The 22,309-nt window shown below is 70.1% G+C and carries 22 protein-coding genes; 6 read left to right on the top strand and 16 right to left on the bottom strand.

The genetic code is table 11. From position 1 onward, the window contains the following. Positions 1-56 precede the first annotated feature (56 nt). On the bottom strand, positions 57-533 hold the full coding sequence (locus O7553_RS15370; RefSeq protein ID WP_281550446.1) for a DUF6326 family protein: 477 nt from the start codon (positions 531-533) through the stop codon (positions 57-59). Positions 534-696: 163 nt separating this feature from the next. Continuing rightward, a complete protein-coding gene (locus O7553_RS15375; protein ID WP_281550447.1) occupies positions 697-1,269 on the bottom strand; it encodes a DUF4386 family protein in 573 nt (190 codons plus the stop codon). A 293-nt stretch (positions 1,270-1,562) separates the two neighbouring features. On the opposite strand from O7553_RS15375, the gene O7553_RS15380 reads away from it, so the two are divergent. Beyond that, positions 1,563-2,231 (top strand): TetR/AcrR family transcriptional regulator C-terminal domain-containing protein, encoded by a 669-nt coding sequence (locus O7553_RS15380; protein ID WP_281550448.1) that lies wholly within the window; start codon positions 1,563-1,565, stop codon positions 2,229-2,231. A 98-nt stretch (positions 2,232-2,329) separates the two neighbouring features. Here the strand turns inward: O7553_RS15380 and O7553_RS15385 are convergent, their stop codons facing one another. Continuing rightward, positions 2,330-2,518 carry a DUF397 domain-containing protein gene (locus tag O7553_RS15385; RefSeq protein ID WP_281550449.1) on the bottom strand — a complete coding sequence of 63 codons (189 nt, stop codon included), beginning with the start codon at positions 2,516-2,518 and terminating at the stop codon, positions 2,330-2,332. A gap of 29 nt (positions 2,519-2,547) precedes the next feature. Further along, the gene (locus O7553_RS15390; RefSeq protein WP_281550450.1) at positions 2,548-3,405 is read right to left on the bottom strand and encodes a helix-turn-helix transcriptional regulator; all 858 of its coding nucleotides are present in this window, start codon (positions 3,403-3,405) and stop codon (positions 2,548-2,550) included. A gap of 124 nt (positions 3,406-3,529) precedes the next feature. Here O7553_RS15390 and O7553_RS15395 point away from each other — a divergent pair, with 124 nt between their 5' ends. Next, positions 3,530-3,934: a hypothetical protein gene (locus tag O7553_RS15395; protein ID WP_281550451.1), complete on the top strand. Its 405-nt coding sequence runs from the start codon at positions 3,530-3,532 to the stop codon at positions 3,932-3,934. Here O7553_RS15395 and uvrB read toward each other — a convergent pair. From uvrB to rpsA, 3 genes are all read right to left on the bottom strand, one after another. Beyond that, complete coding sequence (uvrB, locus tag O7553_RS15400; RefSeq protein ID WP_123602454.1) at positions 3,927-6,044, bottom strand: excinuclease ABC subunit UvrB; 2,118 nt, start codon at positions 6,042-6,044, stop codon at positions 3,927-3,929. The genes O7553_RS15395 and uvrB overlap by 8 nt on opposite strands. Positions 6,045-6,326: 282 nt before the next feature. After that, complete coding sequence (gene coaE, locus O7553_RS15405) at positions 6,327-7,520, bottom strand: dephospho-CoA kinase (protein ID WP_281550452.1); 1,194 nt, start codon at positions 7,518-7,520, stop codon at positions 6,327-6,329. A gap of 197 nt (positions 7,521-7,717) precedes the next feature. Next, positions 7,718-9,235: a 30S ribosomal protein S1 gene (gene rpsA, locus O7553_RS15410; RefSeq protein ID WP_278170007.1), complete on the bottom strand. Its 1,518-nt coding sequence runs from the start codon at positions 9,233-9,235 to the stop codon at positions 7,718-7,720. Positions 9,236-9,751: 516 nt separating this feature from the next. Here rpsA and O7553_RS15415 point away from each other — a divergent pair. From O7553_RS15415 to O7553_RS15430, 4 genes are all read left to right on the top strand, one after another. Further along, positions 9,752-10,546 carry a class I SAM-dependent methyltransferase gene (locus tag O7553_RS15415; protein WP_281550453.1) on the top strand — a complete coding sequence of 265 codons (795 nt, stop codon included), beginning with the start codon at positions 9,752-9,754 and terminating at the stop codon, positions 10,544-10,546. A gap of 72 nt (positions 10,547-10,618) precedes the next feature. Beyond that, positions 10,619-11,242 carry a Uma2 family endonuclease gene (locus O7553_RS15420; protein WP_281550454.1) on the top strand — a complete coding sequence of 208 codons (624 nt, stop codon included), beginning with the start codon at positions 10,619-10,621 and terminating at the stop codon, positions 11,240-11,242. Between the two features lie 49 nt (positions 11,243-11,291). Next, positions 11,292-11,561: a DUF2945 domain-containing protein gene (locus tag O7553_RS15425; RefSeq protein ID WP_281550455.1), complete on the top strand. Its 270-nt coding sequence runs from the start codon at positions 11,292-11,294 to the stop codon at positions 11,559-11,561. Beyond that, positions 11,551-11,931 carry a DUF3140 domain-containing protein gene (locus O7553_RS15430; RefSeq protein ID WP_278170011.1) on the top strand — a complete coding sequence of 127 codons (381 nt, stop codon included), beginning with the start codon at positions 11,551-11,553 and terminating at the stop codon, positions 11,929-11,931. The genes O7553_RS15425 and O7553_RS15430 overlap by 11 nt, the downstream gene beginning before the upstream one ends. A gap of 11 nt (positions 11,932-11,942) precedes the next feature. On the opposite strand, the gene polA is transcribed toward O7553_RS15430, so the two are convergent. The 9 genes from polA to O7553_RS15475 form a co-directional block, all read right to left on the bottom strand. Continuing rightward, positions 11,943-14,630 carry a DNA polymerase I gene (gene polA, locus O7553_RS15435; RefSeq protein WP_281550456.1) on the bottom strand — a complete coding sequence of 896 codons (2,688 nt, stop codon included), beginning with the start codon at positions 14,628-14,630 and terminating at the stop codon, positions 11,943-11,945. Positions 14,631-14,731: 101 nt separating this feature from the next. Continuing rightward, complete coding sequence (locus O7553_RS15440; protein WP_281550457.1) at positions 14,732-15,517, bottom strand: amino acid ABC transporter ATP-binding protein; 786 nt, start codon at positions 15,515-15,517, stop codon at positions 14,732-14,734. After that, positions 15,517-16,386: an amino acid ABC transporter permease gene (locus tag O7553_RS15445; protein ID WP_281550458.1), complete on the bottom strand. Its 870-nt coding sequence runs from the start codon at positions 16,384-16,386 to the stop codon at positions 15,517-15,519. Before O7553_RS15445 ends, O7553_RS15440 begins: the two co-directional genes overlap by 1 nt. A gap of 142 nt (positions 16,387-16,528) precedes the next feature. Continuing rightward, a complete protein-coding gene (locus tag O7553_RS15450) occupies positions 16,529-17,428 on the bottom strand; it encodes an ABC transporter substrate-binding protein (protein WP_281550459.1) in 900 nt (299 codons plus the stop codon). A gap of 40 nt (positions 17,429-17,468) precedes the next feature. Next, positions 17,469-18,179: an ABC transporter ATP-binding protein gene (locus tag O7553_RS15455; protein ID WP_281550460.1), complete on the bottom strand. Its 711-nt coding sequence runs from the start codon at positions 18,177-18,179 to the stop codon at positions 17,469-17,471. Beyond that, on the bottom strand, positions 18,169-18,987 hold the full coding sequence (locus tag O7553_RS15460) for an ABC transporter ATP-binding protein (protein ID WP_281550461.1): 819 nt from the start codon (positions 18,985-18,987) through the stop codon (positions 18,169-18,171). Before O7553_RS15460 ends, O7553_RS15455 begins: the two co-directional genes overlap by 11 nt. Further along, positions 18,980-20,089 carry a branched-chain amino acid ABC transporter permease gene (locus tag O7553_RS15465; protein WP_281550462.1) on the bottom strand — a complete coding sequence of 370 codons (1,110 nt, stop codon included), beginning with the start codon at positions 20,087-20,089 and terminating at the stop codon, positions 18,980-18,982. The genes O7553_RS15460 and O7553_RS15465 overlap by 8 nt, the downstream gene beginning before the upstream one ends. Next, positions 20,086-21,036 (bottom strand): branched-chain amino acid ABC transporter permease, encoded by a 951-nt coding sequence (locus tag O7553_RS15470; RefSeq protein WP_281550463.1) that lies wholly within the window; start codon positions 21,034-21,036, stop codon positions 20,086-20,088. The genes O7553_RS15465 and O7553_RS15470 overlap by 4 nt, the downstream gene beginning before the upstream one ends. A gap of 99 nt (positions 21,037-21,135) precedes the next feature. Further along, the gene (locus O7553_RS15475; RefSeq protein WP_281550464.1) at positions 21,136-22,299 is read right to left on the bottom strand and encodes a branched-chain amino acid ABC transporter substrate-binding protein; all 1,164 of its coding nucleotides are present in this window, start codon (positions 22,297-22,299) and stop codon (positions 21,136-21,138) included. Positions 22,300-22,309 lie beyond the last annotated feature (10 nt).

Raw genomic sequence — 22,309 nt, forward strand, 5'->3', positions numbered from 1 at the left:
CGAGGTTGAGCGCGGCGAACAGGTTGGTGGTGCCGTGCCGGAGGTTCCCCGGATACCTACTGCCGAAGGTCGGTCGTCGCGGGACCCGCTGGGACGGCGGAGGTTCGAGGCCATGTCCAGGCGGAGCCCAGGATGAAGGCCAGAAGCAGCACCTCGAGTCCGATCGAGAGGCCGTAGAAGAAGGCCCAGTCCCAGGACTCCCCTGCCGCGTTGAACACCGTGAGGGGGATGTAGAGCGATGCGGTGACGAGGTTCGTGGCGCGGTTCGCCCGGGCGGGCAGCGTCATGGAGAGAATCACCATCAGGGCCGGGATCGCCACGGACGCGAGGAAAATGGTCAACAACGTCGGACTGATCTCGAACTCGAAGATGACGCCACCCCGGATTCCGTCGATGACGCCGGGCTTGTAGAGGTGGAAGTAGTCGACGTAGATGTAGAGGAACATGCAGCTGGTCCATGCGGCGGCGAGCTTGGCCTGCACCGGGATCGGTAGGTTGTCGAGCTGGTTCGGGGTTTTCGTTCGGATGGTCATCGGTTCTTCCTTCGAGAGGAGCGGCCCCTCCGCCGCAGTGGTGGCAGGTTTGGGCGTGCATACGCACGGGTGGTCGAGATCGAGGCGGTCGCTGCCGTCCCCGGGCAGCCCTCCACGGGGGTCCTCGTGCGCGTGCGCGACCTCGGCACAGCCCTCATCTCGGTCACGACCGGACGAGGCGCACGCCGGTCGCGAGCAGCCAGACGAGCCAGGCGACGAACCCTAGGAGTCCGACGAAGATCAGCGGCGAGCCGTCGGCGATCGCGAGGTTGCCCAGCCCCGCAGCAAGCAGCAGGCTCCCGCCCACCATGCCCAGCAGGCGCTGCCAAGCCGGAGCCAGCCCGCTCGCGTGCGCGGCGAGGGCCGAGCCGATGCAGGTGGCGCCGAGCATCGGCAGCGCCAGCGCGAACGCCGCCGCGTGCATCTGCCAGACGAGCCCGAACGCGGGCGTCGGCTCGGCGAGCCCGCTGGCGGAGAGCACGAGCCCGATCTGCAGGACGTTGACAAGCACGAAGATTGCCGACAGCGTCGCGCCAGCGGCCACGGCGAGGCGCGCCCAGTCGGTGCCTGCTCTGCCCCGCCGCTCCACGAGGCCACGCAGGCCCGTCACGAACACGAGCAGCAGCGGCAGGTACACGGCTACAAGACCGGACACGATCGCGACCGCGTCACGGTTGGCCGCGTAGTAGGCCAGCACGTCCTCGATCGGAGCGCCGTAGGGCAGCGCGCCCGTCACCAAACAACACGTTCTCGATCACCACCAACACCGCGAACACGATCGCCGCTGCACCGACGAGCCGGCCCCCTCGAACGAACAAACTGCGGGCTGGCGTGGTGGCGGTGTCCTCCGGGGATCTCATCTCTTACTCCTTCATCACGGTCGGATGGCCGGCGGATTGTCGAGCGCGTTCGAGGTGCGGCCGGCTCGTACACCGTACGTCGTACACCGTACCAGGATTCGTACACTGTACTATCGCCGTACGCTGTACGATCGTCAAGCCGTTCGAGGGAGCGAGGAGGCCCGGGTCTGTGAGGAAGCAACGCCAGGTCGCGTCAGACGCGGGGCTGAGCAAGCAGCGGGTGGTGGCCGAGGCGATCCGGATCGCTGACCGCGAGGGGGTCAACGGGCTGAGCATGCGCCGGCTGGCTAGCGCGCTCGACGCGGGCGCGATGTCGCTCTACTACTACGTGGCGAGCAAGGACGAGTTGCTGGACGCCATGATTGATGTCGTGTTCGAGGAGATCGAGCTCCCGCCCGAGGGGACCGACTGGCAGTCTGCGATGCGACGGCGGTCGGTGTCCGCCCGCCAGGTTCTCGCACGCCACCCGTGGGCGATCGGCCTGATGGAGTCACGGACGTCGCCGGGGCCCGCGCACCTGCGCCACCGCGAGGCGGTCACCGCCTGCCTGCGCAGGGCCGGCTTCTCGGTTCTGATGGCGACGCACGCCAACTGGTTGCTCGACGTCTACGTCTACGGGTTCGCCCTGCAGGAAGCCAGCCTGCCGTTCGACACCGCCGACAAGTTCGCGGACATGGCCGAGGACGTCTACCTGCCCCAGCTTCCTGCCGACGAGTTCCCCTACCTCAACGAGTCCGCCGCTGCGCTCGTCGCGGCCGGCTACGACCCGGCCGAGGAGTTCATCTTCGGCCTCGACCTCGTCCTAGCCGCCCTCGATCCGCTGAGAGCCTCCGCGTAGCAGCGCTCACGGACCGTCACGCAGCCCGTTGGGCAGACCTCAAGACATGCTGATCCAAACTTCGTCACTGACGATCGCAAGGCACCGAAGCTGTTCGGTCAGGCGCGCAGGCCGTCCACGAAGGAACGCCACGCGGTGGCGGGGAAGGCCAGCCGTGGACCGGTCGGGTCGGTGGAGTCGCGGACCGCCACCACCCCGCCGGCCGGCGCGACCTCGACGCAGTTCCCGTTCGCGTTGCTGCGGCTGCTCTTGCGCCAACACAGCGACTCGGTTGGGGTCGACTGCATGCCGCACCCCCTTTCGGCAGGCGATTCAATCAACTCTCTGCCACCAGCTTAGCCAGCAGATCCCGGCTTTCATCGGCCGGCAGCGCCGCCTGCTGAAGCCAGCGACCGATCCGGGCGTACAGCATCACGTCCTCGTCGTCGGTGAGGTGAATGTCGCTGGTCAACGTCTCCAGCACCACGGTGCGGGGATCGGCCGGGTCGGGGAACGAGTAGAGCGAGAAGCTGGTGTGCGGCATGAACGAATCGTGCACGACCGCTTCGAGCGGCAGCACCTGGATGGTGACGTTGTCCAGCTCGCTGAGCGCGGTCAGGTGGCGCAGCTGGCCGCGCCGGGTCTCGGGTGGCACGCTGGCCCGCAGCAGCGCACTCTCGTCGATGACCGCCTCGTAGTGCGGCGGATGTTCGCGACGCAGCACTTCCTGTCGGGCGGTACGCGCCAAGGTGTCAGCGTTGATGTCGAGGTCACCGTAGACGTCGCGACCGGAGCGGACCCTCAGCCGGGCGTACTCCGGGGTCTGCAGCAGCCCAGGCACCAGCAGTTGCTGGTACTCGAAGATCGTGGCAGCGCTGGCTTCGAGCTCGGTGTAGCCACGCTGGCGCTGACCCATCGAGCCGAGCGCCTTCCACCAGCCACGGGTGGCGGCGGCGTCGCGGGCGATGATGACCAGCTTCTCCCGCTCGGCCGGCACGACGTGGTAGACGTCGAGCAGGTCCAGAATGTCGGCCAGGTCTGGTCTGCTCTGGCCCAGTTCGAGCCGGGACAGCTTCGATGTCGACGCCCAGCCGAGCTGGTCGCAGACCTGCTCCAAAGTCATTGCGGCCGCGCGGCGGAGCCGACGCAGCTCGCCGCCAAGCCGCTGCCGCCTGATCGTGGGACTTGCAGGCATCGCCACTTTCGGCTCCCTCCGTTCGCGACCGAGGGTAAGCAGAACGTAGCGAGATTTCAAGACTTGAATATCCACCAGTTGCGGCGAAGCATGGGATTCCCACGAGATACAACTTGGAGGAACAGTGAGCGACGCTTCGGTTCCGGTGCAGTTCCTGCTGATCGAGCCGGTCGACCCGGTGGACGGGGCGCCTGAGTTTCCAGCCGTCGGGTGGGGTCTGGAGTACGCCGACGAGGCACTGGTCTACTTCCGGCACCCGCAGCGGGAGATCCGCGAAGTCGGCATCTTCCGCACCGTCGAGGACGCCTGGACGTTCTACCTGCAATGGGGTGAGCTGGAGCTGGTCCGCCCCGGCGAGCCGGGCTGGCCTGCCACGCCTGCCCAACCGACACCACAGCCCGGCCAGACCGCGCCCGACAGACAAGGCGACGACGAGGCAGGACTCGACGACACGTGGGGGCTACTGTGGCGGGCCAGCCAGCGCCCCGGTGCCGAGCTGGCCCAGCTCTACCCCGGACGGCTCAGCTGACGCCGGCGACGTCCATCGCCCGCAGCTCCTTCTTCAGCTCGGAGATCTCGTCGCGGATCCGGGCGGCCAGCTCGAACTGCAGCTCGCGGGCGGCGTTCAGCATCTGGTCGTTGAGCTCCTGGATCAGCTGAGCCAGGTCGGCGCGGGCCATCCCGGCACTCGACGGGGTGGCGGTGCCCCGGCCCTTGCTGCGGGTCTCCGGCACCGGGCCCTTGCCGCGCGACATCTGCCGTCCGGAGCCGCCGACCGACCGACCGGCGAGCGCGCCGTCGGTGTCGTCGGCCTCCCGGTAGATGTCGTCGAGGATGTCGTGGATCTTCTTGCGCAGCGGCTCCGGCGAGATGCCGTTGGCCTCGTTGTACGCCACCTGCTTGGCCCGACGCCGGTTCGTCTCGTCGATCGCGTCCGCCATCGACGGGGTCATCTTGTCGGCGTACATGTGGACCTCGCCGGAGACGTTACGGGCGGCCCGGCCGATGGTCTGGATCAACGACCGGCCGCTGCGCAGGAAGCCCTCCTTGTCGGCGTCAAGGATCGCCACCAGGGACACCTCGGGCAGGTCCAGGCCTTCGCGGAGCAGGTTGATGCCGACCAGTACGTCGTAGTCGCCCTTGCGCAGCTCGCGCAGCAGCTCGACCCGGCGCAACGTGTCGACCTCGGAGTGCAGGTAGCGCACCCGGATGCCGTGCTCCAGCAGGTAGTCGGTGAGGTCCTCGGCCATCTTCTTGGTCAGCGTGGTGACCAGCACCCGCTCGTCGCGGTCGGTGCGCAGCCGGATCTCGTGCATAAGGTCGTCGATCTGGCCCTTGGTCGGCTTGACCTTGACCTGCGGGTCGACCAGGCCGGTGGGGCGGATCACCTGCTCGACGAACTCACCGGCCGCCTGCTCCAGCTCCCACGGCCCGGGGGTGGCCGACAGGAACACCATCTGGCCGACCCGCTCCAGGAACTCGTCGAAGCGCAGCGGCCGGTTGTCGGCGGCGCTGGGCAGCCGGAACCCGTGGTCGATCAGCATCCGTTTGCGGGAGGCGTCGCCCTCGAACATGCCGCCGATCTGCGGGATCGTCACGTGCGACTCGTCGACGACGGTGACGAAGTCGTCCGGGAAGTAGTCCAGCAGGGTGTGCGGCGGACTGCCGTAGTCGCGGCCGTCGATGTGCATCGAGTAGTTCTCGATGCCGGAGCAGAAGCCGACCTGACGCATCATCTCGATGTCGTACGTGGTGCGCATCCGCAGCCGCTGCGCCTCGAGGAGCTTGCCCTGCCGGTCCAGCTCGGCGAGCCGGTCGGTCAGCTCGGCCTCGATGTCGCGGATCGCCCGCTCCATCCGCGCCGGCCCGGCGGCGTAGTGCGTGGCCGGGAAGATCAGCAGCTGGTCGACCTCGCGCACCACGTCACCGGTCAACGGGTGCAGGTAGTAGAGCCGCTCGATCTCGTCACCGAAGAACTCGATCCGGACCGCCAGCTCCTCGTACGCCGGAATGATCTCCAGGGTGTCGCCGCGGACCCGGAAGGTGCCCCGGCTGAACGACAGGTCGTTGCGGGCGTACTGGATGTCGACCAGGCGGCGCAGCAGCGAGTCGCGGTCCTGCTCGGCGCCGGCGGTCACCTTGACCGCGCGCTCGAGATACTCCTGCGGGGTGCCCAGGCCGTAGATCGCCGAGACGGTGGCGACCACGATCACGTCGCGGCGGGTCAGCAGCGACATGGTCGCCGAGTGGCGCAGCCGCTCCACCTCCTCGTTGATCGAGGAGTCCTTCTCGATGTAGGTGTCGGTCTGTGGGATGTACGCCTCGGGCTGGTAGTAGTCGTAGTAGGAGACGAAGTACTCCACCGCGTTGTGCGGCATCAGCTCGCGGAACTCCTTGGCCAGCTGGGCGCAGAGCGTCTTGTTGGGGGCCATCACCAGGGTGGGCCGCTGCAGCCGCTCGACCAGCCAGGCGGTGGTGGCGCTCTTGCCGGTGCCGGTCGCGCCGAGCAGCACCGAATGTCGGTCGCCACGACGCACCCGGCGCTCAAGCTCGTCGATGGCTGCCGGCTGGTCGCCGGCCGGCGAGTAGTCGCTGACGACCTGGAAGCGGCCGTCCAGTCGCGGGATGTCGAGCGCCATGGCCCCAACCTACGCCGTGGGTCCGACAGAGTGCCGCCGGTCGCGGATCGGCATCGATATTGTCATTGTGTGGGTTGCCTCACCCGCGATACCGTGACAGGGTAGGCCGCTCGCGGCGGCCGCGCGGACCACCGGCAGCGCCCATCGCGGCGCGCCACGGGTCCGGGTGTTCGGGTAGCTGCCCTGGCGCCAGCCGGTGAGCGCACCCGAAGTTGTCACGCCCCGCGTGACCCGGCCGCCGCGAGCGCCCCACCTACTCATCCCGCGCTGGCTGGTCCGTCGTCACGGCTGCCAGCCGGTCTCCTCGATCCACCGCAGCAGGCGTGGCCAGACCTGGTCGAACCACGGCTCCTTGGCTCCGGCGTACTCCCGGGTGGTCGGCGCGGTCGCCGCGATCCGCCGCTTGACGGCCAGGTAGTCGGCCCGCACGCCCGCATCGGCGCGCAGCAGGTCCCGGAACGCCAGCGCGTAGCGCCAGCCAGGTGAGCCGCCGACCCGCACGTGCAGGTTGACCGGTCGGCCCGGGTCGGCGTTGCCGTGCAGCCGCTTCGGCCAGTGTTCGCCCGGCCGGCCGGTGGCCGGGTCAGGTTTCGGGTTGTCCCACCGTCCGCCGGGGAACCGGGGGAACCCGGCTGCGGCGAGGGCGGCGGCGCACCGGTCCGCGTCGTCCAGCGACTCGACGGTGAGCTGAATGTCGATGACGTCCTTGGCCGGCAGACCGGGCACCGAGGTGGAGCCGATGTGGTCGACCCGCTGTCCGACGCCGACCGCCCGCCGTATCCGGGCGGCCAGCCGGTCGAACTGCTCCGGCCAGGTCGGGTCGGGTTCGGCGAGGACCGCCCGCGGCGGGCGCGGCGCGGTCCGGCCGGCCCGCAGGTTCGCCTCGTAGGGCACCAGCCGGTCCCGCCAGAGCCGGTCGACGGTGACGGTGAGGTCGTCGCGACTACCGTCGTTGGCCAGCAGGACGTCAGCGGCGGCCCGGCGTTGCGCGTCGTCGGCCTGGGCGCGGATCCGGGCCCGCGCGTCGTCGGGTGCCATCCCCCGGTCGCGGGTCAGCCGTTCGACGCGCAGCTGCTCGGCCGCGGACACCACGACCACCAGGTGGTACGTGGCGGCCAGCCCGGTCTCCACCAGCAGCGGTACGTCGTTGATCACGACCGCGTCGGGCGGGGCGGCGGCGGTCAGCTCGGCGGTCCGGGCCCGGACCAGCGGGTGCACGATCTCCTCCAGCCGGCGCCGCGCGGCCGGGTCGGCGAAGACCCGGGCGCCCAGGGCGGGCCGGTCCAGGGCACCGTCGTCGGCGACGACGTCCGGCCCGAAGGCCGCGACGACCCGGGCCAGCCCGTCGGTGCCGGGCGCCACCACCTCCCGGGCCAGCCGGTCGGCGTCGACGATCACCGCGCCGTGTGTGGCGAGCCGGTTGGCGACGGCGCTCTTGCCGGCGCCGATGCCGCCGGTGAGACCTACCCTCAGCATGTCGCCCAGTGAACCGGATCGGCTGCCCGGCCGGTCCGCCGGGGCTCGTGTCCGCCGGATCGGGTCAGTGGGTGGTCCCACAGGGGCGGGGCCGCACAGTGGGCGCGGCAGACAGCGGTGCGCCACGACAGACAGCGGTCCCGCCGGGCGTAATGCCCGGCGGGACCGCTGTCTGTGTCAACCGGTGTTGCTATGCCTCAGCTCTTGCCACCGGCCAGCTTCTCCCGCAGCGCGGCGAGCGCCTCGTCGGTGGCGAGGGTGCCGGCCGGCTCCTCGCTGGCCCGCGACGGAGTCGAGCTGGAGGTGGCCCCACCACCGCCGCCACCGCCACCGCCCGCGGGGGCGGCGACCGGCGGAGCCGGGTTGGCGGCGGCGTCCGCGTCGGCGGCCCGGGCGGTCTGCACCTGCCGGGTGTGCGCTTCCCAGCGGTTGCGGGCCTCGGCGTACTGCTGCTCCCAGGTCTCCCGCTGCTTGTCGAAGCCTTCCAGCCACTCCCCGGTCTCCGGGTCGAAGCCTTCGGGGTAGATGTAGTTGCCCTCGTTGTCGTACGTGGCGGCCATGCCGTACAGCGTCGGGTCGAAGTGCTCCTCGCCCTCGACGAAGCCCTCGTTGGCCTGCTTGAGCGACAGCGAGATCCGGCGACGCTCCAGGTCGATATCGATGACCTTGACCATGACGTCGGAGCCGACCTGGACGACCTGCTCGGGGATCTCGACGTGCCGCTCGGCGAGCTCGGAGATGTGCACCAGGCCCTCGATGCCGTCGTCGACGCGGACGAACGCACCGAACGGCACCAGCTTGGTCACCTTGCCGGGCACGATCTGCTGGATCGCGTGGGTCCGGGCGAACTGACGCCACGGGTCTTCCTGGGTGGCCTTCAGCGACAGCGAGACCCGCTCGCGGTCCAGGTCGACGTCGAGCACCTCGACCTCGACCTCCTGGCCGACCTCGACCACCTCGGACGGGTGGTCGATGTGCTTCCAGGACAGCTCGGAGACGTGCACCAGACCGTCCACCCCGCCGAGGTCGACGAAGGCGCCGAAGTTGACGATCGAGGAGACGACGCCCTTGCGGACCTGCCCCTTCTGCAGCTTGTTGAGGAACTCGGTGCGCACCTCGGACTGCGTCTGCTCCAGCCAGGCCCGGCGGGACAGGACCACGTTGTTGCGGTTCTTGTCCAGCTCGATGATCTTGGCCTCGAGCTCCCGGCCGACGTACGGCTGCAGGTCACGGACCCGGCGCATCTCCACCAGCGACGCGGGCAGGAAGCCACGCAGCCCGATGTCCAGGATCAGACCGCCCTTGACCACCTCGATGACCGAGCCACGGACGACCCCGTCCTCGTCCTTGATCTTCTCGATCGTGCCCCACGCGCGCTCGTACTGGGCGCGCTTCTTCGACAGGATCAGCCGGCCTTCCTTGTCCTCCTTCTGCAGGACAAGGGCTTCGATGTGGTCGCCCACCGAGACAACGTCGGCTGGGTCCACGTCGTGCTTGATCGACAACTCGCGCGAGGGGATGACGCCCTCGGTCTTGTAGCCGATGTCGAGCAGGACCTCGTCCCGGTCGACCTTGACGACGGTACCTTCCACGATGTCGCCGTCGTTGAAGTACTTGATGGTCTCGTCGATCGCCGCGAGGAAGGCTTCCTCGGTGCCGAGGTCGTCGACGGTGACCTTGGGGGCGCTCGAGGTGGCCTCGATGCTGCTCGTCATGTGGGCGGTTGCTCCGGATCGGATGGGTGTCACTGCTGGCTTGTCGTTGCGGTGACCTGGCGTGGCTCACGGATCCGCCGGCGGGCACACCGCGACGATGACGTCTTCGTCACCGACCGTGACCGAGGGGATCATCGACCGCCGCTGCCATCATCGGATGTAACCGCCGACCGCGGACCTGCTCCCTGCCGAGGCACACGATCCGCGAGCGCATCGTCTAGCCTACCGGTTGCATTACCACAGCGTGCAAGCCCTCCCGGGAGCTATCCGGGCGCACATGTCGGTGGTTGGGAAAAATCGGACCCACAGGCGGGGATTCCCGCGCTTTCGGGGACTCGCTGTGACCGAGATCACACCCGTTTCGCGGGCCGTCAAGCGTAGCACGCCGAGCCGGTAACGCTCCCACGCGACGCTACCCGTACCGTCTGCGCCGTGACCACCGCGACACCCACGCCCGGCGGCGGACCCGACGGCGGGCCGGATTCCGACCTCCTCCCGGATTCCGACCAACCCAGAGTGACCAGGCACGAGGTCACCGACCAGCAGGCCCGGCAGGCCAACCGACGCTGGTGGGACGCCGACGCCGACGACTACCAGGCCGAGCACGGCGCGTTCCTCGGCGACGCCGACCTGCGCTGGTGCCCGGAAGGGCTGCGGGAGGCCGACGCCGGGCTGCTCGGTGACGTCGCCGGGCGGCGGGTGCTCGAACTGGGCTGCGGGGCGGCCGCCGGCAGCCGGTGGCTCGCCGGACAGGGTGCCCGCGCCGTCGCGCTGGACCTGTCGGCGGGCATGCTGCGCCAGGCCGTCGCCGGCGCCGACCGCACCGGCGTACGGGTGCCGCTGGTGCAGGCCGACGCGCTGACGCTGCCGTTCGTCGACGCCGCGTTCGACACCGTCTGGACCGCGTTCGGCGCGGTGCCGTTCGTCGCCGACTCGGCGGCCGTGATGCGCGAGGTGCACCGGGTGCTGCGCCCCGGCGGGCGCTGGGTCCTCGCCGTCACCCACCCGATGCGCTGGATCTTCCTCGACGACCCTGGCGAGCGCGGCCTGGTCGCGGTGCACTCCTACTTCGACCGGCGGCCGTACGTGGAGACCGACGACGACGGCACCCCCAGCTACGTCGAGCAGCACCGTACGCTCGGCGACCGGGTCCGCGAACTCGTCGCCGCCGGGTTCCGGCTGCTCGACGTCGTCGAACCGCCGTGGCCGGACGGGCACGAGCAGATCTGGGGGCAGTGGAGTCCGCTGCGCGGGCGGCTCTTCCCCGGCACCGCGATCTTCGTCGCGGACCGGCCGCCAACGACCGGCTGAGACGGCCGTCGCGCACCGCGCCGCACCGGTCGCCGGCCCTCGCCAGCACCCCGACGACCGTACGCTGACCGGGTGAGCGCCGAGCCGATCCATCCTGCCGCAGCGTCCGGCGGGGCGCGGACCGCACCGTGGCAGCCGGACCCGGTCCGGCAGCAGCTGGCTGACTACAGCATCGAAGACGTCCTCGCCCTGCCCGCCGACGCCCCCCGCGTCGAACTCCTCGACGGAGTCCTCACCGTGGTTCCCTCCCCCACTCTCGACCACCAGGACATCTCGTCCCTGCTCTGCGCCTGGCTGCGCCGGCACGCGCCGGACGGCTACCGGGCCACCCAGGCGGTCGGGGTCGCCGTCGGGCCACGCAACACCTACGAGCCCGACGTGCTGCTGCACCGCGCCGAAGGCAGCCGCGACCGGCACTACCTGACCCCCGACGAGGTGCTGCTGGTCGTCGAGGTGGTCTCCCCGGCCACCCGCCGCCGGGACCGGTTCCACCGGCCCGCCGGGTACGCCGCCGTCGGCATCGGCCACTACTGGCGGGTCGAGCAGGATCCGGTGCGGATCTACGTCTACCAGCTCGGCGACCGGCCGGGCGCCAGCGGCGAGCGGGAGTACGCCCTCGTCGCCGAGTCCGCCGACCTGCTTGAACTCGACGCCCCGTTCCCGGTGAAGCTGCCGATCTCCGAGATCACCCCGTAGACCTTGCGCCGGCGGGATTGCCGGCCCGGCCGGCGGGTACCCGGCCGCCATGGCGAGGAACAAACGCCCCCGCGAGGGCGACCGGCCCGACCAGCGGCCCGGCCGACCGGTTGAGCATCCCCGACCCGGTGACCGGGTCAACTGGCGCAGCCACGGGGTGACCGTGCCGGGCACCGTCGAAGAGGAGATCACCACCCGGCGGGAGGCAGCCGGCCGTACGGTGGTCGCCGACCAGGAGCACCCGCAGTACCGGGTCCGCAGCGACAAGTCCGGCCGCGACGCGGTGCACAAGCCGGAGGCGTTGCGCCGTGCCGAGTGACCGCACCCGCACCGCCGGGCACCGCCCGACCCGGACCGACGCGTCCGACGGCGCGGCGGCGTACCGGGCGTTCGTCGAAGCGGTCAACATGAGCCCGGGTGAGCTGGAGAAGTGGCTGCGTACCCCGGAGTCGACCGCCGCCGGGCAGCACCACGACGGCGGCGAGTCGGTGGGGCACGCCTCCGGCCGCCGGATCGTCGACCTGCTGCGGACCAAGCGGGAGGCATTGTCCGACGACGACTACGCGCACATGCGCAAGGTGGTCGGGTACGTGCACCGGCACCTGGCCCAGCGTCCGTCCGGCGACGTCAGCGACACCCGGTGGCGGCACTCGCTGATGAACTGGGGGCACGACCCGCTGAAGGCGTGACCGGCGGCAGGTCAGTGCCCGGCGGTGTGCCAGTCGGTGCCGACCCCGACGGAGACCTCCAGCGGCACCGACAGCGGGTGGGCGCCGCCCATCTCGCGGCGGACCAGGCTCTCCAGCTCGGCCCGCTCCCCCGGCGCCACCTCGAAGACCAGCTCGTCGTGCACCTGCAGCAGCATCCGCGACCGCAGCGACGAGGTGCGCAGTGCGGTGTCGACGTGCAGCATCGCCACCTTGATCAGGTCGGCGGCGGAGCCCTGGATCGGGGCGTTGAGCGCCATCCGCTCGGCCATCTCCCGGCGCTGCCGGTTGTCGCTGACCAGATCCGGCAGGTAACGACGGCGGCCGAGGATGGTGGAGGTGTAGCCGTCCTGGCGGGCCTGGCCGACCAGCGCCTGCAGGTAGTCACGGACCCCACCGAACCGGCGGAAGTACTCCTCCATCAGCGCCTTCGCCTCGTCGGTGGCGATGCCGAGCTGCTGGGACAGGCCGAAGGCGCTCAGCCCGTACGCCAGCCCGTAGTTCATCGCCTTGATCCGCCGGCGCTGCTCGGCGTCGACCGACTCCAGCGGCACCTGGAACACCGACGCCGCGGTGACGGCGTGGAAGTCCTCGCCGGAGTTGAACGCGTCGATCAGCGCCTCGTCGCCGGACAGGTGCGCCATGATCCGCATCTCGATCTGGCTGTAGTCGGCGGTCAGCAACGACTCGTAGCCGGCCCCGACCACGAACGCCCGCCGGATCCGGCGGCCCTCCTCGGTGCGGATCGGGATGTTCTGCAGGTTGGGGTCGGTGGAGGAGAGCCGGCCGGTGGCGGCCACCGTCTGGTTGAAGGTGGTGTGGATCCGGCCGTCGTCGGAGATCGACTTGAGCAGCCCGTCGACCGTCGACTTGAGCCGGGCCACGTCGCGGTGGCGCAGCAGGTGGGCCAGCAGCGGATGCTCGGTCTGGGCGAACAACCACTGCAGCGCGTCGGCGTCGGTGGTGTAACCGGTCTTGATCTTCTTCGTCTTGGGCAGCCCCAGGTCGGTGAAGAGGATCTCCTGCAGCTGCTTGGGCGAGCCGAGGTTGAACTCACGGCCGATCACCCCGTACGCGGCCTGGGCGGCGGCCTTGACCTCGGCGGCGAACTGCGCCTCCAGCTCGGTCAGGTACTCGGTGTCGGCGCCGATGCCGGCCTGCTCCATGCCGGCGAGGACCTCGACCAGCGGCAGCTCGACGTCGGCGAGCAGCCGGGTCGAGGCGTCCCCGTCGCGGGCCAGCTCGGCGTCGATCGCCGCCGCCAGGTCGAGGGTGGCCCGGGCACGCAGCATCAGGTTCTGCTCGACCTCGCTCTGCGGGCCGAGCCCGTCGAGGGTCAGCTGGCCGTCGTCCGGGGCGTCGACCCGCAGCTCCCGGTGCAGGTAGCGCAGCGCCAGGTCGACCAGGTCGTAGGAACGCTGGTCCGGCCGGGCCAGGTAGGCGGCGAGCGCGGTGTCCCGGTCGATGCCGTCCAGCGACCAACCGTGCGCGGCGAACGCCAGCCGGGCCGGTTTGCTGTCGTGCAGCACCTTGCGCCGACCGTCGTCGGCGAGCCAGCCGGCGACCGCCGCCTCGTCGGCCGGGTCCAGCGCGGCCGGGTCGAACCAACCGGCGGCCCCGGCGGCGGTGGCCACCGCGATCGCGGTCAGGGCGCCGGTGCCCCGGCCGAAGCTGCCGGCGACCGCGACGCCGACGCTGGCCCCGGCCGGAGCGTGCGCGGCCAGCCAGGGGGCGACCGCCCCGGCGCCGAGCACCTCGCCGGCCAGGTCGAAGCCGGCTTCGGCCTCCGGCTCGACGGCGTCGAGGTACTGGTAGAGCCGGTCCCGCAGGATCCGGAACTGCAGGGTGTCGAAGACCTGGTGGACGGCTTCCCGGTCCCACCCGGTCCACCGAGAGTCGGCCGGGGTGAGCGGTAGATCCAGATCAGCCACCAGACAGTTGAGCTCGTAGTTGCGGATCACGTCGGCGAGCCGCTCCCGCAGGCTCTCCCCCGCCTTGCCCTTGATCTTGTCGGCCTGGGCGATCACCCCGTCCAGGCCGCCGTACTGGCTGATCCACTTGGCGGCGGTCTTCGGACCGACGCCGGGCACCCCGGGAAGGTTGTCGCTGGACTCGCCGACCAGCGCGGCCAGGTCGCGGTAGTGGCCCGGCCCGACGCCGTAGCGGGCGGTGACCGCCGACGGATCCATCCGGGCCAGGTCCGACACACCCTTACGCGGGTAGAGCACGGTGGTCCGGTCGTCGACCAGCTGGAAGGCGTCCCGGTCGCCGGTGCAGATCAGCACCTGCATGCCGGCGTCGCGCCCCTGGCTGGCCAGGGTGGCGATGACGTCGTCGGCCTCGTAGTTGTCCTTGGTGACGTACGGGATGCGCAGCGCGGCCAGGACCTCCTGCACCAGGCTGACCTGGCCGGCGAAGTCGGCGGGGCTCTCCGAACGGCCGGCCTTGTACTCGGCGTACCGCTCGGTGCGAAACGACCGGCGGGACACGTCGAAGGCGACCACGATGTGGGTCGGCCGCTCGTCGCGCAGCACGTTGATCAGCATCGAGGTGAAGCCGTAGACCGCGTTGGTCGGCTGGCCGGTGCTGGTGGAGAAGTTCTCCACGGGCAGCGCGAAGAACGCCCGGTAGGCCAGCGAATGGCCGTCGAGCAGCAGCAGGCGGGGCGCGTCGTCGGTCACGTCAAGCGACTCTAGTCGTGGGGTACGACACCGCGCCGGGCGGCTCGCGCCGGGCGCGGCGGCCTCGCGCCGGGCCCGAGGTCACCGCACCTCGCGCGAGGTCACAGCACCTTGCTGAGGAAGGCCCGGGTCCGGTCGTGCCGCGGATCGGCCAGGACCTGCCGGGGTACGCCCGACTCGACCACCACCCCGCCGTCCATGAAGACCAGCGAGTCACCGACCTCCCGGGCGAAACCGATCTCGTGGGTCACCACGATCATCGTCATCCCGTCCCGGGCCAGGTCCCGCATCACGTCCAGCACCTCACCGACGAGTTCCGGGTCCAGCGCGCTGGTCGGCTCGTCGAACAGCATCAGCTTGGGCCGCATGGCCAGCGCGCGGGCGATGGCCACCCGCTGCTGCTGCCCACCGGACAGCTGCCCCGGGTAGGCGCCCGCCCGGTCCGCCAGGCCCACCCGGTCGAGCAGCGCCGCCGCCAGCTCACGGACCGCCGGCCGGGGCTGGCGGCGGACCCGCAGCGGCGCTTCCATCACGTTGTCCAGCGCGGTCATGTGCGGGAACAGGTTGAACCGCTGGAACACCATGCCGATCTGCTGGCGCTGCGCGGCCACCTCCCGGGCGGGCAGCTCGTGCAGTCTGCCGCGCCGCTGCCGGTAGCCGACCAGTTCCCCGTCCACCCGGATCCGCCCGGCGTCGATCTTCTCCAGGTGGTTGATGCAGCGTAGGAAGGTCGACTTGCCGGAGCCGGACGGCCCGATCACGCAGCACACCTCACCGGGCCGGACCGCCAGGTCCACCCCGGTGAGCACGTCGACCGGGCCGAACGACTTGTGCACGTTCTCGGCGTGCACCATCAGGGTGTCCGACCCGGCGGGCGGCGTGGTCATCAGGTCCCCTTCGCAGCAACGGTGCCGAAGCCGCGGGAGAACCGCCGTTCGACGAAGGACTGGCCGACCATCAGCACGCTGGTCAGCGCCAGATACCACAGGCAGGCGGCGACCAGCATCGGGAAGACCTGGAAGGTCCGCGAGCCGACCGCCGACAGTTGGAAGAACAGCTCGTTGGTGACCGGTACGAAGGCCAGCAGCGAGGTGTCCTTGAGCATCGCGATGGTCTCGTTTCCGGTCGGCGGCACGATCACCCGCATCGCCTGGGGCAGCACCACCCGACGCAGGGTCAGACCCTGACTCATGCCGAGCGCGGCGCACGCCTCGGCCTGGCCTGGGTCGACCGAGCCGATGCCGGCGCGGACGATCTCCGCCATGTACGCGGCCTCGGACAACGCCAGCCCGAGCAGGCCGGCGACGAAACCACTGATCGCGGTACGGGCGTCGAAGCCCCAGATCCGGGCCTCGAAGTCGGTGATGCCGAACAGCGCGCCGAGTTGACGGTCGAACGGCAGCCCGAACTCCAGCCGCTCCCAGAGGATGCCGAGGTTGCCGAAGAGCACCAGCAGCACCACCCGGGGTACCGCCCGGAAGAACCAGGTGTAGAGCCAGGCGACGCCGGCCAGGACCGGGTTGCCGGACAGGCGCATCACCGCGACCAGCACCCCGAGCGCGACGCCGATCACCATCGCGAGCAGGGTCATCGTGATGGTGGTCCGCACGCCTTCGACGATCGGCGGCCGGAACATGTTGTCGACCATGAACGTCCACTGGAACCGGTCGTTGGTGACCAGCAGGTGGACGAACATCGCGGCGAGTACGCCGAGCACGCCGACCGCCAACCAGCGGCCCGGCCGGCGCACCGGCACCGCCCGGATCGCCTCGGGTCGGTCACGTGCCGGCTCCGGCGAACCCGACTCGGGCGCCGGCCGCCCGGATGGGAGTGCCTCCCCGGACGGCGTCACGCCGTCCGGGGAGGAAGGGTTGTCCGCGGACATCGGCAGCCGGGGCTCAGGGGTTGACGGCCGGGTCGGTGATTCCGCCCGCCTCGACGCCCCAGTTGCTCAGCGCCTGCTCGTAGCCGCCGTCGGCGATGATCGCGTCGAGCGCTTCGGCCAGGGCGTCAGCGAACCCGGCCTGGTCCTGGGCGACCACATAGCCGTACGGCGCCGAGTCGTAGATGTCACCGGACAGTTCCAGTTCGCCGTTGGTCTGCTGGACCGCGTACGCGCAGACCGGCGAGTCGGCCAGCATGGCGTCGTTCTTGCCGGAGACCACCGAGGTGGTCGCCTGGTCCTGCCCCTGGAACTGTTCGATGACGATCTCGGGGTCGCCGGCGTCGACGCACGCCGCCGAGCGGGCCTCGATGTCCTCCACCTGCACGGTGCCGGCCTGGACCGCCACCCGCTTGCCGCAGGCGGCGTCCGGGTCGACCGGTTCCCCGGCCCGTGACGCCCACTGGGTGCCGGCCGAGAAGTAGGACACCATGTCGACCTGGGCCTTGCGCTCGTCGTTGATGGTGAACGAGGAGACCCCGATCTCGTACTTGCCGGACATCACCCCGGGGATGATGTCGTCGAACTGGCTGGGCACGTACTCGGTGGTCAGACCGAGCTTGCCCGCGACGGTGTTGAACAGGTCGACGTCGAACCCGATGACGGTGCTGCCGTCGGTGTCGAGGAACTCCGCCGGAGCGTAGGTCGCGTCGACGCCGACCAGGATCTTGCCGTCGGCCTTGATCTCGTCGGGGACGAGCGCGGCCAGCTCGTCGTCGGCCGACGCGCTCGGCGCGTCGCCGCCGGGCTGTTCGACGCTGTCCTGCTCACCGCAGCCGGCGACGGCCAGCAGCAGAGCGAGCGCCCCGGCGATGCCGGCGGCGGCCCGCCGGATCCGGTGATGTGAGGTGGTCACGTTTCCTCCGAGGGGGTGGTCGGGTCGTACCGGTGCCGGGTCAGGCGACACCGAGGTACGCCTCCTTGACGGCCGGGTCGTGCAGCAGGTCGGCGCCGGTGCCGGACTTGACGATCCGACCGGTCTCCAGCACGTACGCACGGTGCGCCCGGGACAACGCCTGTTGGGCGTTCTGCTCAACCAGCAGGACCGTGGTGCCCTGCTGGTTGATTTCCACGATGATGTCGAAAATCTGCTGGATCAGCATCGGGGCGAGCCCCATCGACGGCTCGTCGAGCAGCAGCAGCTTCGGTCGGCTCATCAGCGCGCGGCCCACGGCGAGCATCTGCTGCTCGCCGCCGGACAGCGTGCCGCCGTGCTGCCTGCGACGCTCGGCCAGCCGGGGGAACAGGCCCAGCACCCGGTCCAGGTCGGCGGCGATACCGGCGCGGTCGCGCCGGGTGTACGCCCCCATGTCGAGGTTCTCCAGCACCGTCATGCCGGGGAAGATCCCCCGGCCCTCAGGCGCCTGGCACAGTCCGCGCCGGACCCGCAGGTCGGCCCGGAGCTTGGAGATGTCCTCGCCGTCGAAGGTAATCCGCCCGGCGGCGATCGGCCGGATGCCGGAAATCGCACGCATGGTGGTGGACTTGCCGGCACCGTTGGCACCGATCAGTGCGACGATCTCGCCCTCGTTCACCGTCAGGCTGATGCCGTGCAGCGCCTGGATCCGCCCGTACAGCAGGCTGACGTCGTCGATCTCAAGCAGCATCGTCGGGCACTCCCAGATAGGCGGCGATCACCCGGTGATCGTCCCGCACCTCGGCGGGCAGACCTTCGGCGATCTTCTTTCCGAACTCCAGCACCACGATCCGGTCGGTGACCCCCATGACCAGACGCATGTCGTGCTCGATCAGCAGCACGGTGACGCCCCGGTCGCGGATCTGCCGGATCAGTTGGAGCAGCTCCTCCTTCTCTGCCGGGTTGAATCCGGCCGCCGGCTCGTCGAGGCAGAGCAGCACCGGGCTGGTGGCCAGCGCCCGGGCGATCTCCAGCCGCCGCTGTTCGCCGTACGACAGGTTGCGGGCCATTTCGTCGATCCGGTGCCCGATGCCGACGAAGTCCAGCAGGTCGCGGGCCTTCTCCCGGCCGTCACGTTCCTCGCGCCAGTGCCTCGGCAGCCGCAGCATCGCCGAGACGACGCTGGTCTTGTGGTGGGCGTCCGCGCCGACCTGGACGTTCTCCAGGGCGGTCATCTCGGGAAAGAGCCGGATGTTCTGGAACGTCCGGGCCATGCCCATCTTGGTGATCTGGTGACGCTTCTTGCCGGTGATCCGCTGACCGCGGAACCGGATCTCGCCCTCGGTGGGCCGGTAGATGCCGGTCATCGCGTTGAAGCAGGTCGTCTTGCCGGCCCCGTTCGGACCGATCAGGCCGAGGATCTCGCCCTTGTAGAGGGTGAAGTCCACGTCGTCCAGGGCGACCACACCGCCGAAGCGCAGCGTGACGTGGTCGACCTCGAGCAGGGGTTCGCGGGTCACGGCGGTCGGGCCGGTCCCGGTCGCTTCGGTGTCAGCCACCGACGGCCACCTCCTTACGGCGGTCCTTGAACTCGGCGGATCGTCGCCGGTTGGCGATCAGGCCCTGCGGTCGGAAGATCATCATGACGACGAGAGTCAGGCCGAAGACCAGGAACCGGTACTCGTAGAGCTCGACGCCGAACAGCTCGATGCCCCGGAAGCGTTCGATCAGGTACGCCACCAGGCCGCCACCGACGATCGCGCCGACGATGTTGCCGGAGCCGCCGAGGATCACCGCGGCCAGGATGATGATCGAGTTGAGCAGTTCGAAGTTCTGCGAGCTGACGAAGTTCTGCTTGCCGGCGAACAACGCGCCGGCCAGGCCACCGATCGCCGCGCCCATGGCGAACGCCCACAGCTTGAACTTGAAGGTGGGCACCCCCATCAGCTGGGCGGCGTCCTCATCCTCCCGGATCGAGACCCAGGCCCGGCCGACCCGGCTGCGGTTGAGATTGCTGACCAGGATCACCACCACGATGATCAGGGTGAGCACCAGCCAGTAGTACGGGCGGGCGTCCAGCACGCCGAAGACCGGTTTGCCGTCGGCGTACTCGCCGGGCGGGTGCGGGATCTGGTTGAGCCCGCGCTGGCCCTTGAGGAACTCGGAGCTGACCGCGGCGATCCGGATCATCTCGGCGAAGCCGAGGGTGACGATCGCCAGGTAGTCGCCGCGCAGCCGCAGGGTCGGGGTGCCGAGCATCAGACCGGAGATCATCGTGATGCCGATCGCCAGCGGCAGCGCCATCTCCCACTGCCAGAGCGTCTTCAGGTCGCTGCTCGGCGAGGTGAGCACCGCGACCGTGTACGCCCCGACGGCGAAGAAGCCGAAGTAGCCGAGGTCGAGCAGGCCGGCGAAGCCGACCACGATGTTCAGCCCGACCGCCAGCAGCACGTAGATGGAGACGGTGAACAGCACCTGACCGAAGTTGGACTCGGTGGTCGGGATCGGCCCGAGGTGCTGGTAGAAGCCTTCGTTGGGCAGGGCATAGAAGAACACCACCACGGCGGCGATCAGCACCCAGCGGGTCCACTTGGGCATGTGGTGCCAGCGGTCGGAGAGCTGGCCGCGTGCGTCGTGCAGCTTGGTCCGCAGACTGGTCATACCCGCGCCCTCCCCAGGGACTCGCCGAGTAGGCCGGTCGGCCGGAACATCAGTAGGACGACCAGCACGGCGAAGGCCACGAAGTCCTTCCACTGCGTACCGAACAGGCCGGAAGCGTAGTTCTCGACCACGCCGAGCAGGAAGCCGCCGAGCAGCGCGCCGCGCAGGTTGCCGATCCCGCCGAGCACGGCGGCGGTGAACGCCTTGAGCCCGAGCAGGAAGCCGACACTGTAGGTGAGCACCCCGATGCGGACGTTGTAGAGCAGGCCGGCGACGCCGGCCATCAGGCCGCCCATCACGAAGATGATCATGATGATCCGGTCCTTGTTGACCCCCATCAGCGCGGCGGTGTTCGGGTCCTGGGCGACCGCCCGCACGCCCCGGCCCATTCGGCTGCGGTTGATGAAGAAGTCAAGGCCGATCATCATGCCCAGCGCCGCGACGACGGTCAGCACCTGCACGATGCTGACCGGCACCCCGGCCACGGTGAACCACGGCTCGTTGCTGACGATGGTCGGCAGGCCCTGCGGCAACCGCCGGGTGTAGATGCCGAACGCCTCCGCCATCACGATGGACGCGCCGATCGCGGTGATCAGGAAGGCCAGCGGCGGCGCGTTGCGCTTGCGCAACGGCCGGTACGCGACCCGCTCGACCAGGGTCGCGGTCGCCGCCGACGCCAGCGCGGCGGCGACCATCGCGATCAGGAAGTAGAAGATGATCTGGCCCACTCCGCTGACCACCGAGTCCTGGGTCAGGCCGAGCGCGCCCCAGGTCCACAGCGCGGCGAACGCGCCGGCGATGAAGACCTCGGAGTGGGCGAAGTTGATGAGTCTGAGTACGCCGTAGACCAGCGTGTAACCCAGCGCGACCAGGGCATAGATGGCGCCCTGTGTCAAGCCGGTTGTGGTGAGCTCTCCGAAGTTCGAGAGCAGTCCGTTGACGTCCAAGGAGGGTGCTCCATCGAGGGCTGGGAAAAGAGTCGGGTGCGGCCGGGAGCGTGCTCCCGGCCGCACCCGCTAGACAGCTGATCTCGCCGATCGGGCAGATCAGGGCTTGGGGATCTCCTGGTCCGCCACGACCTCGCCGTCGACGACCTTGAACGCCCAGACGACGACCTGGTTGACGTCCATCTCGCCCTTGTCGTCGAACTTGTAGCTGGCCGCGACGCCTTCGCCTTCGTAGCCACGCACCCACTCGAGCAGCGCCTCGCGGGTGGTGTTGCCCTCCTTGATGCCCTCGAGCATGATGTTCGCCGCGTCGTAGGCGGTGTCGCTGTAGGTGCCCGGCGGGCTGCCGTGCAGCGCCTCGAAGTCGGCGGCGAAGCTGCCGCGCGCCTCGGTGGCCGGCTGGCAGGGGCAGGTGAGGATGGTGCCCTCGGCGGCGGCCGCACCGGCCGACTCGACGAACGCCGGGTCGTTGACGCCGTCACCGGCAACCATCGTCGCGGTGATGCCCGCGTCGGTGAGCTGCTTACGGATCAGGCCGGCCTCCTGGTAGTAGCCACCGAAGAAGACCGCGTCCGCTTCCGAGGAACGCACCTTGGTGACGGTCGCGGAGAAGTCGACCTGCTTGCCCTCGCCCTGGACCTTGTCGGAGTCGACGACCAGGTCGCCGAGGACGTTCTTGACCTCGTCGGCCAGCCCGGCACCGTACGCAGACTGGTCGTCGATGACGAACACCTTCTCCGCGTTCAGCACGTCGCGGATGTAGACGCCGGCGGCCGGACCCTGGCTCAGGTCGTTGCCGACGCCACGGAAGAAGGTCGGCCAGCCCTGGTCGGCCAGGCTCGGCCGGGTCGCCGACGGGGTGATGGTGACCAGACCGGCCTCGGCGAACAGCGGACCGGCCGCCTCCGACTCACCGGAGTACGCCGGACCGACGACGCCGAGCATCTTGTCGTCGTCGATGGCCCGCTGGGCCAGACCCGGCGCCTGGTCCGGACTGCCCTGCGAGTCCAGCCCAACCAGCTCGACCTTGCAGTCCGGGTTCGCCTCGTTGTACTGCTCGACCGCGAGCGCCGCGCCGTTGTTCTCGTTGATGCCGAGCGCCGCCGAGGGGCCGGTCAGCGCCCCGAAAAAGGCGATCTTGTAACCACACGCATCGCCGCCAGCTTCCGTGGTGTCGCCATCGCCGCTGCCGCAGGCGGCGCCGCCCGCGACGAGCGCCATCATGGCGACGCCGCCGAGCACGCGGACAAGATTACGCTTCAAGGCTCGAAAC

This window comes from Solwaraspora sp. WMMA2059 (genome assembly GCF_027497315.1).
In the GTDB taxonomy this organism is placed as follows: domain Bacteria; phylum Actinomycetota; class Actinomycetes; order Mycobacteriales; family Micromonosporaceae; genus Micromonospora_E.